The 17,109-nt window shown below is 71.4% G+C and carries 15 protein-coding genes; 10 read left to right on the top strand and 5 right to left on the bottom strand.

All coding sequences use genetic code 11. The features are described from left to right. Window positions 1–35 precede the first annotated feature (35 nt). The 3 genes from C8K30_RS23775 to C8K30_RS23765 are packed head-to-tail and all read right to left on the bottom strand — an operon-like array spanning window position 36 to window position 3,043. On the bottom strand, window positions 36–920 hold the full coding sequence (locus C8K30_RS23775; RefSeq protein WP_108495374.1) for an ABC transporter permease: 885 nt from the start codon (window positions 918–920) through the stop codon (window positions 36–38). Then, the gene (locus C8K30_RS23770) at window positions 917–1,687 is read right to left on the bottom strand and encodes an ABC transporter ATP-binding protein (protein WP_233257395.1); all 771 of its coding nucleotides are present in this window, start codon (window positions 1,685–1,687) and stop codon (window positions 917–919) included. The genes C8K30_RS23775 and C8K30_RS23770 overlap by 4 nt, the downstream gene beginning before the upstream one ends. A 6-nt stretch (window positions 1,688–1,693) precedes the next feature. After that, on the bottom strand, window positions 1,694–3,043 hold the full coding sequence (locus tag C8K30_RS23765; RefSeq protein WP_108495372.1) for an amidohydrolase family protein: 1,350 nt from the start codon (window positions 3,041–3,043) through the stop codon (window positions 1,694–1,696). A gap of 168 nt (window positions 3,044–3,211) precedes the next feature. Between C8K30_RS23765 and mshD the strand changes: the two genes are divergently transcribed. The 10 genes from mshD (at window position 3,212) to C8K30_RS23715 (ending at window position 14,933) form a co-directional block, all read left to right on the top strand. Then, window positions 3,212–4,195: a mycothiol synthase gene (gene mshD / locus C8K30_RS23760; RefSeq protein WP_108495371.1), complete on the top strand. Its 984-nt coding sequence runs from the start codon at window positions 3,212–3,214 to the stop codon at window positions 4,193–4,195. A gap of 303 nt (window positions 4,196–4,498) precedes the next feature. After that, a complete protein-coding gene (locus tag C8K30_RS23755; RefSeq protein WP_108495492.1) occupies window positions 4,499–6,754 on the top strand; it encodes an RNA degradosome polyphosphate kinase in 2,256 nt (751 codons plus the stop codon). Window positions 6,755–6,789: 35 nt separating this feature from the next. After that, window positions 6,790–7,785: an NUDIX hydrolase gene (locus tag C8K30_RS23750; protein ID WP_199230664.1), complete on the top strand. Its 996-nt coding sequence runs from the start codon at window positions 6,790–6,792 to the stop codon at window positions 7,783–7,785. 82 nt (window positions 7,786–7,867) lie between these two features. Beyond that, the gene (locus tag C8K30_RS23745; protein WP_108495369.1) at window positions 7,868–8,467 is read left to right on the top strand and encodes a hypothetical protein; all 600 of its coding nucleotides are present in this window, start codon (window positions 7,868–7,870) and stop codon (window positions 8,465–8,467) included. A gap of 339 nt (window positions 8,468–8,806) precedes the next feature. Beyond that, the gene (locus C8K30_RS23740) at window positions 8,807–9,424 is read left to right on the top strand and encodes a DUF47 domain-containing protein (protein WP_108495368.1); all 618 of its coding nucleotides are present in this window, start codon (window positions 8,807–8,809) and stop codon (window positions 9,422–9,424) included. 1 nt (window position 9,425) lies between these two features. Beyond that, window positions 9,426–10,430, top strand: a complete 1,005-nt coding sequence (locus C8K30_RS23735; RefSeq protein ID WP_108495367.1) for an inorganic phosphate transporter — start codon at window positions 9,426–9,428, stop codon at window positions 10,428–10,430. A 135-nt stretch (window positions 10,431–10,565) separates the two neighbouring features. Further along, a complete protein-coding gene (locus tag C8K30_RS23730; protein ID WP_108495366.1) occupies window positions 10,566–12,005 on the top strand; it encodes a sugar porter family MFS transporter in 1,440 nt (479 codons plus the stop codon). 190 nt (window positions 12,006–12,195) lie between these two features. After that, window positions 12,196–12,699: a MarR family winged helix-turn-helix transcriptional regulator gene (locus C8K30_RS23725; RefSeq protein ID WP_108495365.1), complete on the top strand. Its 504-nt coding sequence runs from the start codon at window positions 12,196–12,198 to the stop codon at window positions 12,697–12,699. Then, complete coding sequence (locus C8K30_RS23720; RefSeq protein WP_108495364.1) at window positions 12,696–14,312, top strand: MDR family MFS transporter; 1,617 nt, start codon at window positions 12,696–12,698, stop codon at window positions 14,310–14,312. The genes C8K30_RS23725 and C8K30_RS23720 overlap by 4 nt, the downstream gene beginning before the upstream one ends. A gap of 72 nt (window positions 14,313–14,384) precedes the next feature. Then, a complete protein-coding gene (locus tag C8K30_RS23715) occupies window positions 14,385–14,933 on the top strand; it encodes a MarR family winged helix-turn-helix transcriptional regulator (protein ID WP_108495363.1) in 549 nt (182 codons plus the stop codon). Between the two features lie 16 nt (window positions 14,934–14,949). On the opposite strand, the gene msrB is transcribed toward C8K30_RS23715, so the two are convergent. Both msrB and C8K30_RS23705 read right to left on the bottom strand, forming a co-directional pair. Further along, complete coding sequence (gene msrB, locus C8K30_RS23710) at window positions 14,950–15,348, bottom strand: peptide-methionine (R)-S-oxide reductase MsrB (RefSeq protein WP_108495362.1); 399 nt, start codon at window positions 15,346–15,348, stop codon at window positions 14,950–14,952. Between the two features lie 121 nt (window positions 15,349–15,469). Then, complete coding sequence (locus C8K30_RS23705; RefSeq protein WP_233257394.1) at window positions 15,470–17,020, bottom strand: DEAD/DEAH box helicase; 1,551 nt, start codon at window positions 17,018–17,020, stop codon at window positions 15,470–15,472. Window positions 17,021–17,109 lie beyond the last annotated feature (89 nt).

Raw genomic sequence — 17,109 nt, 5'->3', positions numbered from 1 at the left:
TGAGGAAGGCGTGCTTTGGTCGGACGGCGCCGCGGTCAGGGCGCGCCGCGGCCGTACCAGCGGCCGATGACCGCACGGTCCAGCGCCGCGAAGACCGAGAACACCGCGACCCCGAACAGGGCGGTGAGGATGATGGCCGTGAACAGGGCGTCCATGTTGAGTCGCAGCGTGTAGACGCGCAGCAGGCCGCCGATCCCCGGCAGGCCCTGCTGGAAGAAGAAGTCGCCGACGATCGCGCCGATCACGCTCAGGCCCGCGGCGTTGCGCAGACCCGTGAAGATCGACGGGAGAGCGGCCGGGAACTGGAGCTTGAAGAGCCGTTGCGCGCGCGTGGCCCGGTTCAGCGTGAACAGGTCGTGCGCGGCGGGCCCGGCCGACTGGAGCCCGAACAGCGTGTTCGCGATCATCGGGAACAGGGCGATGATCACGCACACCACGATGCGGGCGCTGAACCCGTAGCCCATCCAGATCCCGATGAGCGGTGTGAGCGCGAGGATCGGGATGGTCTGCAGGATCACCGCGTACGGGTAGAGGATCTTCTCGACCCAGCCCGCCTGCACCATGACCACGGCGTACCCGATGCCGAGCACCACGGCGATCGCGAGGCCGGACAGGGCTACGCCGACGGTCTGCCCCAGGGCGTCGAGCATGGGGCCCATGATGTTCGGGTTGCCCACCGTGGTGCCGATGACCTGGTGCAGCGGCGGGAGCAGGAACCGGCGCTCGGGGCTGAGCACGAGGTAGGTGACGGCGTACCAGACGGCGACGATGCCCCCGACGGCGGCGAGGAGCGGCCACACCTTGGCCCCGGCCGAGACCAGGCCACGTCGGACGCCGGCCCGGGCGGGGGCCTGCGCGACGACGTCACGGGTGCCGCTCTGGGTGTCTGCGGCGGGCGCGTTCACCGCGGCGGCGCTCACGAGTGCTCCCCGAGCGCCGCGGAGACCTCGCCGGTGAGCGCCGCGAACTCGGGTTCGTAGCGGAGCTCGGGCGGGCGCGGGTAGGACCAGGGGACGGGGATGTCGGCCACCACCCGGCCGGGACGGCCACTCATGACGACGACCCGCGTCGACAGGTAGACCGCCTCAGAGACGGAGTGCGTGATGAACAGCCCGGCGAAGTTCTTGAGCTCGAAGAGGCTCTGCAGCTCCGTCTGCATCCGCAGCCGGGTGATCTCGTCGAGCGCCCCGAACGGCTCGTCGAACAGCGCGAGGTCCGGCTCAGCGACGAGCGCGCGGGCGATCGACACCCGCATCCGCATGCCGCCGGAGAGCTGCCGGGGGTGCTGCTTCTCGAAGCCGGACAGCCCCACGAGGTCGAGCGCCTCCTGTGCCCGCCGTCGCCGGTCCGGCTTCGCGGCACCGCGCAGCTCGCCGGCGAGCTCGACGTTCCGCAACGCGCTGCGCCACTCCAGCAGCGTCGCCTCCTGGAACACGTAGGAGGTCGAGGTGGCGTTGACCTCGATCTCCCCGCCGGTCACCTCGTCGAGCCCCGAGGCGAGGCGCAGCAGGGTCGACTTACCGCACCCGGACGGGCCGACGACAGTGACGAACTCGCCGGCAGCGACCGAGAGGCTCACGCCGTCGAGCGCGACGGTGCCGGTGGGGAACGTCTTGCTCACGTCGTCGAGCACGAGCGTGCGCGTCATGGACTTCGGTCGTGGCGTCGTCGTGGTCACTGTGCTCACTGGTCATCACCTCACGAGCTGTTCGGGTTCGGAGACCTCGGCGGCCGGCGGAGCGACCGGCCAGAGGGAAAGGCTGCTGCGCACGCGCGTGTCCGCCACGACGCGCCCGCCCGCGAGGACCACGCGCGAGTGGTCCGCGCCGGCCAGCACGTCGCCGAGCGGCACGTCGGGTACGAGGACCAGGTCGGCGCGGTCGCCGACGGACAGACCTGCCGGCGGCAGGCCGAGCACCGTCCGCGCCCCGGCGGTCACGGCGTCGAGCGACTCCCGGGCCGAGAGGTGCGCCGCGGTCATGAGCAGCGACGTCGTCTCGAAGGGGTCGCCGCTACCCGCGGGGTTGAAGGGGTCGCGCATGTTGTCCGCCCCGGCCGCCAGGGGGACCCCCGCGTCCAGGAGCGCGCGGACGGCGGTCACGCCGCGGGGCGCGAGATGCGTGGCGTCGCGGCCCTGGAGATAGAGGTTGGTGATCGGGAGCGTCACGACGCCGAGTCCGGCACGCGCGATGAGATCGACGACGGGGGCCAGGCGCTCCGGCGGCAGCGACCCGAGCCGGACGGCGTGGCTCGCGGTCACGCGCTGGGTAAGGCCGCGCGCGATGACCTGCTCGGCGAGCTCTTCGACGTCGAGCTTGCCGCTGTCCGGCAGGGCAGTCTGCTCGTCGGCGTGCAGGTCCACGGGAAGCCCGGTGCGCTCCGCGACGTCGAGCACTCGCGTGATCTCCGCGCGGGGGTCCGGGGCGAGGTGCGGGCACCCGCCCAGCACGTCGACGCCGCGAGCAGCCGCCTCGACGAAGACCTCGGTCGGCGTGTGCCAGCCGCCGAGCAGGCAGACCTGGAGCGTCACGGACCCCGCGAGCTCCTCGCGAAGCGTGAGCAGGGCGTCGAGCAGACGCAGCGGGTCGCCCTCGGCGGGCGCGTCGACATGAGTGCGGATGGTCGTGATGCCTCGGGCGACGTAGCGCTCGACGGCGGTCCGCGCGCGGCGGAGGACGTCGGCGCCGTCGATATGGGGCGCGAGCTCCCGCCACCGGGCGACGGCGCCCACGAGGTCCTCCCCGGTCTCGACCGGGACGCGCGCCGCGGTGAGCGCCTTGTCGAGGTGGGCGTGCGGCTCGCACGCGGCCGGGAGCGCGAGCCAGCCGCTCGCGTCCAGCCGCACGGCCGGGTCGTGGACGGGCGGCAACGATCCGCTCGCCGCCACCGCGGCGACCTGGCCCCCGGAGATCTCGACGTCGACGACCGCTCCGTCGACGGTCCGCACCCCGAGCAGGGCGGCGACACGGGCGCCCGCGAGCGGCGCGGCGCCGTCGGGCGTACCGACGGGGAGCGGCGCGGATCTCGTCGCGTCATGCTGCACGGCATCTCCTCCCAGAGGTGTCGACCGAGCGGAATGTTGATCAGAGGAACATTCCGAACGCTAGGGGCGACCTGTTTCCGCCGCGTGTCCGCGGCGGCGCGGACGTGTGAAACGTGGCCACGCCCCCGCGCCGAAGTTCTGCTCCGGCAGATGGAGCAAGATGGGCAGATGCGTATCGCTGCACCCATCGAGATCGGCCCGCTCGACGCCGACGCCCAGCAGGCCGTCCGAGGCCTGGCCGCGGCCGCGGAGGCGCACGACGGCGTCGCACCGCTGTCCGAACAGCCCCTGCTCAATCTCGGCACGGACGCGGAGTGGATCACCCACGTGGTCGCGCACACCACGGCGGGCAGCACTATCGGCTACGTGCAGATCGACCGCTCGGGCGAGACCGCGAGCGCCGAGCTGGTGGTCCATCCGGAGCACCGCCGGAACGGGCGCGGCCGCGTGCTCCTGCGGACCGCGGAGCGGGACGCCACGCTGCCCTCTCGCTCGGGCGAGCCCGGCCAGCACGGCAAGCAGCTGCGCGTCTGGGCGCACGGCGACCTCGAGTCCGCCCGCGGGTTCGCCCGGGCGTCGGGGCTCCGCGCGGTGCGCGAGCTCCTGTTCCTCACTCGCCCAACCACCCCGACCACCCCGACCCGCCCGCTCGCAGCGGAGACGGCGGCGCCCGGGCTACCGGAGGCGCCCGCCGGCTACCGCCTGCGCACGTTCCGTCCCGGGGCCGACGACGCCGCCTGGCTCCGCGTCAATGCCCGAGCGTTCGCCACCCATCCCGAGCAGGGACGGATGACTCTCGACGACCTTCGTGCCCGCCAGGCCGAGCCGTGGTTCGACCCGGAGGGTTTCTTCCTTCTCGTTCCCGACGGCGCGGACGACGCCGACCCGGTCGCGTTCCAGTGGACCAAGACCGAGCCGGGCCAGCCGGACGACGCGCGCGACGGCGAGATCTACGCGCTGGGTGTCGACCCGGAGCACCAGGGCAAGGGCCTGGGCCGACTGCTGACCGACGTCGGGCTGGCGCATCTCGCGCAGGCCGGAGCCACGCGCGCCGTGCTGTACGTGGAGGGCGACAACTCGCCCGCGCTGGCCACGTACGAGCGCGCCGGCTTCACCCGGGCTGCCGTACACGTTCAATACGCCCGCCCGTGACGAACGCTCTCCGGGAGCGTTACCCGCTGTGTACCGAACGGTGACACCATGAACCACATGAAGGACAGCGCTGCGAACTCCTCCGCCAGGACCCGGGACAAGAACGGCCGATTCATGAAGCAGAGCCCCAGCACCGCAGGCGCAGAGTCCACGAACGGCAAGCCCGACGGCGGCCGGAACCGCGAGGAGAAGTCCGGCGACGGCGCGGGAGCCGTGGCAGTGAAGGCACAGGCCGCACCCGCCGACGCCGTGAAGGCCCAGCGGATCCCGTCGAGGCCGGACGATGCCTCGGCCGAGGACATCATGGACCCGTACACCCTGGACCCGAGCCTGGCCGCGCACATCGCCGAGCACATCGCGGAGGGTCCCGCCGGGACCAGCCTGCTCGACCCGCTGCTGGGTGAGCCGCTACCCGTCGACCGGTTCGCGGACCGTGAGCTGAGCTGGCTCGCGTTCAACCAGCGCGTGCTGGAGCTCGCGGAGGACCCGCGGATCCCGCTGCTGGAGCGCGTCCGGTTCCTGGCGATCTTCGCGTCCAACCTGGACGAGTTCTTCATGGTGCGCGTGGCCGGCCTGCAGCGCCGCATCGCGACGGGCATCGCCGTCACGAGCGCGTCGGGGCTCAGCCCGCGCCAGGCGCTGTCGCGCATCTCGGACGAGGCGCACACGCTCATGGAGCGGCACGCGCGCGTGTTCGAGGACGAGGTGCAGCCCGCGCTGGCCGCCGAGGGCATCACGCTGGTGCACTGGGAAGAGCTGGACACCAAGGAGCAGGAGCGGCTGCACAAGTTCTTCCGCAAGCAGATCTTCCCGGTGCTCACCCCGCTGGCGGTGGACCCGGCCCACCCTTTCCCCTACATCTCGGGGCTGAGCCTGAACCTCGCGGTGGTGGTGGCGAACCCGGCAACGGGCAAGGAACACTTCGCGCGCGTCAAGGTGCCGCCGCTGCTGCCGCGGTTCATCGCGGTCGACGCGTCTGGCAAGCCGCGCCGCCCCGGCACCAAGAAGGCCGACCCGCAGCGCGGGCCGCTCTCGTTCGTGCCGCTGGAGGAGGTCATAGCGCAGCACCTCGACTACCTGTTCCCGGGCATGGAGGTGCGGGAGAACCACACGTTCCGCGTCACCCGGAACGAGGACGTGGACGTCGAGGAGGACGACGCCGAGAACCTGCTCCAGGCCATGGAGAAGGAGCTCCTGCGGCGCCGGTTCGGCCCGCCGGTGCGGCTGGAGATCGCGAAGGACATCAGCCCGCGCATCCGGGACCTGATCGTCCGGGAGCTCGGTGTGAAGGACGAAGAGGTCTACGAGCTGCCCGCGCTGCTGGACCTCACGGGCCTCAACCTCATCGCGGACCTCGACCTGACGTCGCTGCACTACCCGCCGTTCGTGCCGTCCACGCACCGGCACCTCGCGGAAGTGGAGAGCTCCAAGCCCACCGACGTCTTCGCCGCGATCCGGCGCCGGGACATCCTGCTGCACCACCCCTACGACAGCTTCTCCACGAGCGTGCAGACGTTCCTGGAGCAGGCGGCGGCCGACCCGAACGTGCTGGCGATCAAGCAGACCCTGTACCGCACGTCGGGCGACTCGCCCATCGTGGACGCGCTGATCGACGCCGCCGAGGCCGGCAAGCAGGTCCTGGCCCTGGTCGAGATCAAGGCGCGGTTCGACGAGGAGGCCAACATCTCCTGGGCGCGCAAGCTCGAGGAGGCGGGCGTGCACGTGGTCTACGGGATCGTGGGCCTGAAGACGCACTGCAAGCTGTCGCTGGTGGTACGCCAGGAGCCCGACGGATCCCTGCTGCGCTACTGCCACGTCGGCACGGGCAACTACCACCCCAAGACGGCGCGCCTCTACACGGACCACGGTCTGCTGACCTGCAACGCGGACGTGGGCCAGGACCTGACCCGCCTGTTCAACCAGCTCTCCGGGTACGCACCCAAGTCGACCTTCCACCGCCTGCTCGTGGCACCGCGCGCCGTCCGCTCGGGCCTGGTGGAGCGCATCGAGCGCGAGGCGAACGCCGCCCGCGCCGGCCACGAGGCCTGGGTCAAGATGAAGATCAACTCGGTGGTCGACGAGACGGTGATCGACGCCCTGTACCGCGCCTCCCAGGCCGGTGTGCAGGTCGACCTCGTGGTGCGCGGCATCTGCGCGATCCGCGTGGGCGTCCCGGGCCTGAGCGAGAACATCCGGGTGCGGTCCATCCTGGGCCGGTTCCTGGAGCACTCGCGTATCTTCGTCTTCGCCAACTCGGCCGGGCCGGCCATCGCCGAGGGGCCGGAGTCCGGCCCCGAGGTGTACATCGGCTCGGCCGACCTGATGCACCGTAACCTCGACCGCCGGGTCGAGACGCTCATCCGGATCTCCGACCCGACCCACGTGGGCGAGCTGCTCGGCCTGCTCGACGAGTCCATGGCGGACACGACGGCGTCGTGGCACCTCCTGCCGGACGGCCGATGGGAGCGCCCGTCGTCGGGTTCGGAGGGCAACGGCCTCCGCGACCTGCAGGCGGTCCTCATCCAGCGGCAGCGGCGCCGGCTCGAGCCTGTCCGGTGACGGGCCGGAGGTCCGTGGTGGGTACAGAGGCGACGATGGCGACGTCCCCCGCCACGGGGATGCACACCCCTGTCGTGATGACGGCGGGCGGGCTCGTCTGGCGTCGGCGCGGCGGCGCGCTCCAGGTGCAGCTGGTGCACCGGCCCCGGTACGACGACTGGTCGTGGCCCAAGGGCAAGCTCGAGTTCGGGGAGTCCTTCCAGGGCGCCGCGATCCGCGAGGTCGGCGAGGAGACGGGCAAGGAGATTGTGCTCGGCCGGCCCCTGCCCGGCCTGCAGTACCTCACGCCCGAGGGCCGCGTGAAGCGCGTGCACTACTGGGCGGCGCGTCGCGCGCGCAGGGGCCACGACACGGCGGCCCTCACGGCGCGCGCGCCGGTGGCCCCCGTCGACCGGGAGGAGGTCGACCGGGTGGAGTGGCTGAACGCGGCCGACGCCGCGCAGCGCCTCACCCGGGCGTCCGACCGCGGGCCGCTGAACGCCCTCGTGTCCGCCGAGTCCGAGGGTGTGCTGGATACCCGCACGCTCGTCATCGCGCGGCACGGCCGGGCGGTGCCGCGCACCTCCTGGCACGGCGCCGAGCGCGACCGTCCGCTCACTCCGCTCGGGCACGGGCAGGCGTCCGCGCTGGTCCCGGTGCTGGCGGCCTACGGCGTCGAGCACGTGATCAGCTCGCGGTGGGAGCGGTGCGCCACCACCATCGACCCTTACGTGCGGGCCGCTGGCCTGCGGCCGAGCTACAGCGAGTACCTCACCGAGGCGCAGCACGAGCGGTCGCCGTCGCGCGTCGCCGCGACCGTGCGCGAGCTGCTCGAGGAGGCCACCGAGTCGTCGGTGATCTGCACCCACCGCCCGGTCCTGCCCACCGTGCTGGACGCGCTCGCGCAGCACGCGTCGCGCACCGTGGCCGACGGCCTGCCCACGCGCGACCCGTTCCTCGAGCCCGGGGAGGCGCTCGTGGCCCACGTCGCCGACACCCCCTCGGGACCGCGGGTGGTGGCCACAGAGAAGGTAAGCCCGCAGGTCTGGTGACCGTGGTGGTGGACACACGCTCTTCTTCGGCGCACTATCGGTCACCATGAGCAGCGACCAACGACCGCCGAGACGGCCGGCCATGCTGGACCCCCGGGACGCCGAGGCGCTCCCGGGTGAAGTGGACCCTGCTCTGCGCGACGAGGTCGCGCACGCGACGGCACGCGCCCTCGTGGACCGCGCCCGCACCACCGAGGACCCGAAGGTGGTGGAGCGGCTCATCCACCTCGTCGAGAACGAGGGCCTGGACACGGTGGCGGGCCTGTGGGCGGACGCCGCCGCCGTCTCCCTGCCCGGCGCGCTCTGGCGGCTGTACGTGCTGCGCGAGTGGGTACGCCGCGACATGGCTACCGTCATGCTCCGGTATCGACTCGGTGTGGAAGCCGCGCCCGTCCAGGAGGCCGTTGCTGGTGTGCCGAGCCCGCCGGAGCCGGGTGACCTGCAGATTCTCGCCGACGCCGTCCTGTCCGGCGTGTTCACCGGGGACCTCGCCGTAGCGCTCGAACGGGCTGGTGCGTTCTGCCGCATCCTGTCGACCGGAGCGGCGTTCGACGCGGACTCCCGCGAGGTCGCCGACCCCACCGGCGCCACCCGGATGACCCGCAGCGCAAGCTCGCTGCTACGCACCGCCGAGGAGCTGGAACGGGCCGGTGACCTGTGGAGAACCGGCGCCCTGGAATAGCTCCGAGCGCTGTCAAGCCCTCCGCGCCGGCGCACCGTGTGACGTCCGACCCCCTTGGCAGATCCACGCACGCGACTAAGATGGTGCAGGCGACGCCGGGCTGCGGAAGCCCCGGGCTCCACCTCAAGCCGCTACGAGCGGCCCCGCGCCGAGAGGCGCTCCCGGTTCGGCGTCGCTCTCTTTCCCCCCACCTCCTGGCCGACGATGCCGTCGGCAGAGTTGTGCTCGCTGGCTGTGCCGTGTGTCACGAGTTGCCAAAGTGCGACCTTGCAAATTGGCGATGGTCGGCAACAGCCCTACGCTGATGCCTGTTCCAGAGCCCTCAGAACGGGAGCCTTCGTGCGCCTTACTCCGCGCGACACCAAGTACTTCGATCTTCTCGCCGACCTGGCCCAGCACCTCGTCCGGGGCTCGTCCCTGCTGGCGGAGCTGCTCGGCGCGGACAAGGCCGGCCGCGAGAAGCTCGCCGACGAGATGCACGACGTCGAACATCTCGCCGACGATGCCACGCACTCGATCATGCGCCGCCTCAACCAGACCTTCGTCACCCCGTTCGACCGTGAGGACATCTCCGGCCTGGCGTCGGCGCTGGACGACTGCATGGACGAGATGGACGAGGCCGCCGACCTCATCGTCCTGTACAAGGTAGATGGCCTGCCGGACCGCGTGTCCGACCAGGTCCAGGTGCTGCAGCGGTGCGCCGAGCTCACGGCCGAGGCCATGCCCCGGCTGCGCTCGATGGACAAGCTCACCGACTACTGGATCGAGGTGAACCGCCTGGAGAACCAGGCGGACAAGCTGCACCGGAAGCTCATCGCCCAGCTCTTCGACGACCTGGCGAACGACCCGGTCCAGCTCATGAAGCTGAAGGAGATCGTGGAGGTTCTCGAGAACGCCGCGGACAGCTTCGAGAAGGTGGCGAACCTGGTCGAGACCATCGCCCTCAAGGAGTCGTGAGTTGGAGGTCGCCCTCGTCGTCCTCGTGGTGGCGCTCGCCCTGAGCTTCGACTACACCAACGGCTTTCACGACGCCGCCAACGCGATCGCGACGTCGGTGTCGACGCGGGCGCTGACGCCCCGCGTCGCGCTCCTCATGGCGGCCGCCATGAACTTCGCCGGCGCCCTGCTGGGCACCGAGGTCGCGGAGACCATCGCGACGTCGATCGTCAACCTGACCGGGGCCAGTACCCAAGCCGAGCTCACGGTGGTGCTGTGCGCGCTGCTCGGAGCGATCGTGTGGAATCTCATCACCTGGTGGTTCGGTCTCCCCTCGTCGTCCACGCACGCGCTCATCGGCGGCCTGGTCGGCGCCGGGCTCGCGGGCGGCATGAGCGTCTACTGGGGCGCGATCGTGGACAAGGTCGTCCTGCCCATGATCATCTCGCCGCTGGTGGGCTTCGGCCTCGCCTTCGCGGTGATGGTCGGCATCATGTGGATCTTCCGCAACGCCGCGCCGGCCAAGGCGCACCGGCGCTTCCGGATCGCGCAGACCGCCTCCGCCGCGGCGATGGCCCTCGGCCACGGCCTGCAGGACGCGCAGAAGACGATGGGCGTCATCTACCTGGCGCTGCTGACCGTCGGCTGGGCCAACCCGGCGACGGGCATCCCGCTGTGGGTCAAGCTGTGCGCCGCGGCCGCCATCTCGGCCGGCACGTACTCGGGCGGCTGGCGCATCATGCGGACGCTCGGCCGCAAGATCATCGAGCTCGACCCGGCCCGCGGCTTCGTTGCCGAGTCCGTCTCGGCGCTCGTGCTGTACGTCAATGCGTTCGCGCTGCACGCCCCGGTCTCCACCACGCACACGATCACCTCGGCGATCATGGGCGTCGGCGCCACCCGCAGGCTCTCCGCCGTGCGCTGGGGCGTGGCCAAGAACATCGCCGTCGCCTGGGTCCTCACGATCCCCGCCGCGGCCCTGGTCGCCGCGCTGGCGACGTGGGCGCTGTGGCCCTTCCTGACCTGACGACCTGACCTGACGACCCGACCCGACGACCTGACCGGAACGGGCCGCAGGGGGAGCCGCGCCGGATCGGAGACTCTTTTCACAGCGAGCGGCTCCGCGCGCGAACGGCCCGGCGGGCGATTTAGCATCGTTCGTATGAGCGCCACCCCTTCGGCCACGAACACTGCACAATCGGCCCACCGCAAGGCAACGGCTCTCGCCTTCGCCGCAGCGGTGGGCGGCTTCCTGTTCGGCTTCGACAGCTCCGTGATCAACGGCGCAGTGAACGCCATCGAAGGCCAGTTCTCCCTCGACGCCTCCGTCACCGGCCTCGTGGTCGCCATCGCGCTGCTCGGGTGCGCGCTCGGCGCCTGGGCGGGCGGACGCCTCGCCGACCGCTGGGGCCGCACCCACGTCATGGTGCTCGGCGCCGTCCTGTTCTTCGTGTCCTCCATCCTGTCCGCCATCGCGTTCTCCGCCCTGGACCTCGCGATCTGGCGCTTCATGGCCGGCGTGGGCATCGGCATCGCCTCGGTGATCGCGCCCGCGTACATCGCGGAGATCGCGCCCGCCGCGATGCGGGGCCGCCTCGGCTCGCTGCAGCAGCTCGCGATCACCGTGGGTATCTTCGCCGCGCTGCTCTCCGACCAGATCCTCGCCGAGTCGGCCGGCGGCGCCGCCAACGTGCTGTGGCTCGGCTGGGAGGCCTGGCGCTGGATGTTCCTCGTCGCCGTGATCCCGGCCGCCGTCTACGGCATCCTCGCCCTGCGCATCCCCGAGTCGCCGCGGTACCTCGCCGCGAAGGGGCGCGACGACGAGGCGCGCGCCGTCCTGGCCAGCGTGCTCGGCCCCGACGAGGACGCCGACGACCGACTCGCCCAGATCCACCGGAGCATCGCGATCGACGAGGCCAACGCCTCCCAGGGCTCGCTCAGGGGTAGCGCGCTGGGCCTCAAGCCGATCGTCTGGGTGGGCATCCTGCTCTCGGTGTTCCAGCAGTTCGTCGGCATCAACGTGATCTTCTACTACTCGAGCACGCTGTGGCAGGCCGTCGGTTTCGACGAGAGCCAGGCGTTCCTGGTCTCCACCATCACCTCGATCACGAACGTCGCGGTCACGTTCATCGCCATCGCGCTCATCGACAAGGTGGGCCGCCGTCCGCTGCTGCTCATCGGCTCGGCCGGCATGACCGTGTCGCTCGGCCTGATGGCCCTCGCGTTCACGCAGGCGACCGGCGCGGGCGAGGACATCTCGCTGAGCGGCCCGTGGGGCGTCATCGCGCTGATCTGCGCCAACGCGTTCGTCGTCTTCTTCGGTGCCTCGTGGGGCCCGCTCGTGTGGGTGCTGCTCGGCGAGATGTTCCCCAACCGCATCCGCGCCGCCGCCCTCGGCGTCGCGGCGGCCATGCAGTGGATCGCCAACTTCGCCATCACCCTGACGTTCCCGCCGCTGCTGTCCGCCTTCGGCGCCAGCGTGCCGTACCTGATGTACGCGGCCTTCGCGGCGCTGAGCTTCTTCTTCGTGTTCAGCAAGGTGCCCGAGACCAAGGGCATGGAGCTCGAGGACATGGGCGAGGAGTCCCGTACCAGCGCCTGACCCACCCGCGCAGCCGATCCGACGGCGCCGCCCCCCACCCGTGGGAGCGGCGCCGTTCTCGTGCGCCGGGAGCAGCGCTCGGACCCGTGTCGCGCAGGTCACACCGCGGCCGGCGAAACAGTTCCCGGAGACCCTTGCATTCGGCAACCATCGCGATATGGTTGCCCTAAGCAATCAAATGCGAGGCACTATGACTTCCCAGATGAGCCGGACGCCGTCCGGCACCGAAGCTCCAGCCGTCGCCCTGATCACCGCGCTCCAGAGTCTTTCCCGCGCCCAGCGGGAAGCAGCGGCGCACATCGCCAACGAGCTCGACTGGCCCAGGGCCGGCCTGTCCGTGCTGCACCTGCTCACCAAGTGCGGCCCGGTCTCGCTGACCGACATCGCGGCGCGCCTGCGGGTCGACCTCTCCGTCGCGAGCCGTCAGGTGAGCACCCTGGCCGACGCCGGATACGTCGTCCGGACCGTCGACGACGAGGACCGGCGGGTCCGCACCATCGAGCTGACCGACACCGGGCGCGCGCTCGCAGCCGAGGCTTCCGAGCAGTACACGAACCTGATCGACCGGGCGTTCGCCGCCTGGTCGCCCGAAGACCTCGCCGAGGCGACCCGCACGCTGGACCGCCTCGTCGACACCATCAGTGCGGACACCGCGCACCGGAGATCGCCCCAGAACGAGCAGGAGTATGCATGACCAGCCCTAGCACCCAGTCCGTAGCGGTCGAGCCCGACCACCTCCAGGGCGAACCACCCGCCATGACGCACAGCGAGGTGCTCCGGGCGCTGTCCGGGATCCTCCTGGGCATGTTCGTCTCGGTCCTGGCCATGTCGGTGGTCTCCTCGTCCCTGCCGAAGATCATCACCGACCTCGAGGGCGGGCAGTCGTCGTTCACGTGGGTGGTGACCGCCACCCTGCTGACCTCGACGATCTCCACCCCGATCTGGGGCAAGCTCGCCGACCTCACCAACCGCAAGACGCTGATCCAGGTCGCCCTGGTCATCTCCGTGCTGTCGGCCGCGGCCGCCGGGTTCTCGCAGGACGTCGGCCAGCTCATCACGTTCCGCGCCTTCCAGGGCATCGGCGCAGGCGGCCTGCAGTCCCTGGCCGCGGTGCTCATCGCCGACATCATCAGCCCGCGCCAGCGCGGCCGGTACATGGGCCTCATGGGCTCGATCATGGGCATCGGCATGGTCGGCGGCCCGATCCTGGGTGGCTTCCTCACCGACGCGATCAGCTGGCGCTGGAACTTCTTCGTGGGCCTGCCGTTCGCGGTGGCCTCGATCATCGTGCTGCAGATGACGCTCAAGCTGCCGAAGCGGCCGCGCGGCTCCGCGAAGATCGACGTCGCAGGCGCCACGCTGATCGCCGCAGGGATCGCGACCCTGCTGCTGTGGATCACCTTCGCGGGCACCGAGTACGACTGGCTCTCCTGGCAGACGGCGGTGATGGTCGGCGGCTCCCTCGCGGTCCTCGCCGCCGCCGTGCTCGTCGAGCTACGGGTGAAGAACCCGCTCATCCCGATGTACCTGTTCAAGAACCGGACGCTGGTGCTGGCCGTCATCGGCTCGGTGGCCGTGGGTGTCGCGATGTTCGGCTCGTCGGTGTTCCTCAGCCAGTACATGCAGCTCTCGCGCGGCAAGACGCCCACCGAGTCCGGCCTCTACACCATCCCGATGGTCGTCGGCCTGTTCCTGTCGTCCACGGTCGGCGGGCAACTCATCTCCAAGACCGGCAGGTACAAGCCCTTCATGGTCGCGGGTGGTGTGCTCCTGACGGGTGGACTGCTGCTCCTGTCGACGCTCGACTACCACACGTCGTTCGTGCTGGTGTCGATCTACCTGTTCGTCCTGGGCTCCGGCGTCGGCCTGCTCATGCAGAACATGGTGCTGGCCACGCAGAACACGCTGCACATCAAGGACTCGGGCAGTGGCACGTCGACCGTGACGTTCTTCCGCTCGCTCGGCGGCGCGATCGGCGTCTCCGCGCTCGGCGCGATCCTCGGGCACAGCGTGCAGGGCGGCCTGCGGGACGGCATCACCGAGATCGCCCCCGAGCTGGCCAAGCAGGGGATCGACCCGGCCGCGCTCCAGTCCGGAGGCGGCACCCTGCCCGACCTCTCGACCCTGCCGCCCATCCTGGTCGAGGTCGTCGAGAAGGCGTACGCGAACGGCATCGCGGACATCTTCCTCGCCGCCGTCCCGCTCGCCCTGATCGCGCTGCTCTGCGTGTCCCTCATCAAGGAGGTCCCGCTGGGCCACCGGTCGGGCATCGACCAGCTCAAGGACCTCGAACCAGCAGTGGGCTAAGTGTGCGCAGCAAGCGGGGGAATTCGTGCCCCAGGACTGTGATCCGGGCGCTTGACACGCCATCATTGGCGCATGCTCTCGAGTACAGGCAGGTCCAGCACGGACACGTCCGAAGACGGTGTCGTCGCCGGCACGGGTGCCGGCGACGACACGGTCGGTGACAGGGTGACCGGTCCGGGGCCGTTCGAGGGCCTGGAGCGCGAGCTCCGGCTGGTGATCCGCCGCGCGCAGTCCAACGGGGCGTCGATCGCCCAGCGAGTCCACCCCGAGCTCGACGCCAGCGCCTACCCGCTCCTGGCACACATCGCCGAACGGCCCGGCGCGCGCGGCTCGGACCTCGCGACCTTCTTCGGCGTCGGGCGCGCCACCGTGTCGCGACAGCTCAGCCGCCTGGTCGAGCTCGGGCTCGTCGAGCGCACGGTCGACCCCGACGACAGCCGCGGACAGAACATCACCCTGACGCCAGACGGCAGCGCCCGCTTCGAGCGGGCACGCACCAGCCGGGTCGCCATGCTGGAGGGAGCGCTCGCGACCTGGGCGACCGACGACGTCGCCCAGCTCGCCCGGCTCCTCAACCGCTACTCTGCCGACATCGTGGCGTGGAAGCTGGCCGGGCGCTGAGCCGGCCGGCTCGCCGTCAGCTCTCCTCGAACGTGAGGCTCACCGAGTTCATGCAGAACCGGTCGCCCGTCGGGGTCTGCGGCGCGTCGTCGAACACGTGCCCCAGGTGGGAACCGCAGGTCGCGCAGCGCACCTCGGTGCGCACCATGCCCAGCGAGCGGTCCTCGATCAGCTCGACGGAGTCGCCGGCGAGCGGGCTGTAGAACGACGGCCAGCCGCAGTGCGAGTCGAACTTGGTGTCGGAGCGGAACAGCTCGGCGTCACACGCGCGACACCGGTAGACGCCGGTGCGCTTCTCGTCCAGCAGTTCGCCCGTCCAGGCCCGCTCGGTGCCCGCCTGGCGCAGCACCGCGTACTCCTGGGACGAGAGCTGCTCGCGCCACTCCTGGTCGGACTTCGAAATCTTGTACGTCATCTCAACACCTCCGCACAGAGCAACTCCCCGCTCGCCGCCGGTGTTCCGGCGGTGACGAACACGTAGGGCCTTCCGACCGGACGACCGGTCGGAAGGCCCCACAAGTCCTGCTGTGGCCGCGTCAGCTCGCGGCGGACGCGTTCGCGTTGCCCGCGCCGCGGCCACGGCCGCCCCGCCGACGACGGCGGGGGGCGGCGCCGTCCGGCCGCGGGAAGTGGTCGGCGGCAGTACGCCCGCCGCCCGACGCCGGACGCGCGGCCCCGCGCTGCCCTGCCGCCTGGCCGGCGCCGCCGGTGCCCTGACCGCGCGACTGGCCCTGCCGGCCGCCGCCCTGCGCGCCGCCCTGGCCGGAGCCCTGACGCCCGCCCTGGGCGCCGCCCTGACCCGAGCCGCCCTGACCGGAGCGCGAGCGCCCACCCTGCCGCCGCGGCTGGCCCTGGCGGGCCGGCTGCTGCTGCGGGGCCGGCGGCACGTACTCGACGTACGGCGCGACCTCGCCGACCAGGCTGGTCACCGTGGCGTCGCCGGGGCGGACGTCCTGCGGGCGGGCGGTGATCTTCGCCTTGCGGGTCAGGTCACGCACGTCCCCGCGCTCCTCGGGCAGCATGATGGTCACGACGTCGCCGCCGGAGCCGGCTCGCGCCGTCCGCCCGGAGCGGTGCAGGTACGCCTTGTGCTCGGCGGGCGGGTCCACGTGCACCACGAGCTCGACGTCGTCGACGTGGATGCCGCGGGCGGCGATGTCGGTCGCGACCAGCACCTTCACCTCGCCGGACGAGAACGCGGCGAGGTTGCGCTCGCGCGCACCCTGGCCGAGGTTGCCGTGCAGGTCGACGGCGGGCACGCCCGCGGCGGTGAGCTGCTTGGCGAGCTTCTTGGCCTGGTGCTTGGTCCGCGTGAACAGCATGCGGCGGCCGGTGCCCTGCGCGAGCTGGTGCACCACGTTCTTCTTCACGTCCTTGTCGGCGACGGCGAGGATGTGGTGCGTCATCTGCGGCGGCGGCGCCGCGGCGTCGTCCACGGAGTGCGTGACCGGCTGGTGCAGGTAGCGCTTGACCAGCACGTCCACGCCGTTGTCGAGAGTGGCCGAGAACAGCAGGCGCTGCGTTCGCGAGCCCGTCCGGTCGAGGATGCGCTTCACGCCGGGCAGGAACCCGAGGTCGGCCATGTGGTCGGCCTCGTCGAGCACGGTGATCTCGACGTCGTCGAGCGTCAGGTGCCGCTGGCCGAGCAGGTCCTCGAGCCGGCCCGGGCAGGCGATGACGATGTCGACGCCCGCGTTCAGCGCGGTGACCTGGCGCGACTGCGCCACGCCGCCGAAGATCGTGGTGGTCTTCAGACCGAGGGCCTGCGCCAGGGGCGCAATCGACTCGTCGATCTGGTTGGCGAGCTCACGCGTGGGAGCCAGGATCAGCGCACGGGGGCGGCCCGCCGCGCGGCGCGACTGTCCCGCCGAGGCGGAACGAGCGGCGGACGTGGCGAGGCGGGTCACGACCGGCAGCGCGAACGCGAGGGTCTTGCCGGAGCCGGTGCGGCCGCGGCCGAGCACGTCGCGACCGGCGAGGGAGTCCGGCAGGGACGCCGTCTGGATGGGGAACGGCGAGGTGATGCCGCGGTCTGTCAAAACGCGCAGAACGGGCGCGGGCAGACCGAGGTCGGCAAAGGTAGTCAAGGAGATGGGCCTCTCGGGCTCGGTGGCGGCGCGTATCGCGCCGGTGGTCCGCCGTGCTCACACCAGGCGGCGGGGTGCTAACCCGGGCC

The sequence above is a fragment of the Promicromonospora sp. AC04 genome (assembly GCF_003058225.1).
Taxonomy (GTDB): domain Bacteria; phylum Actinomycetota; class Actinomycetes; order Actinomycetales; family Cellulomonadaceae; genus Promicromonospora.
Note: the sequence above shows the minus strand (reverse complement) of the source record. Positions and strands in the feature narration are given on the sequence as shown.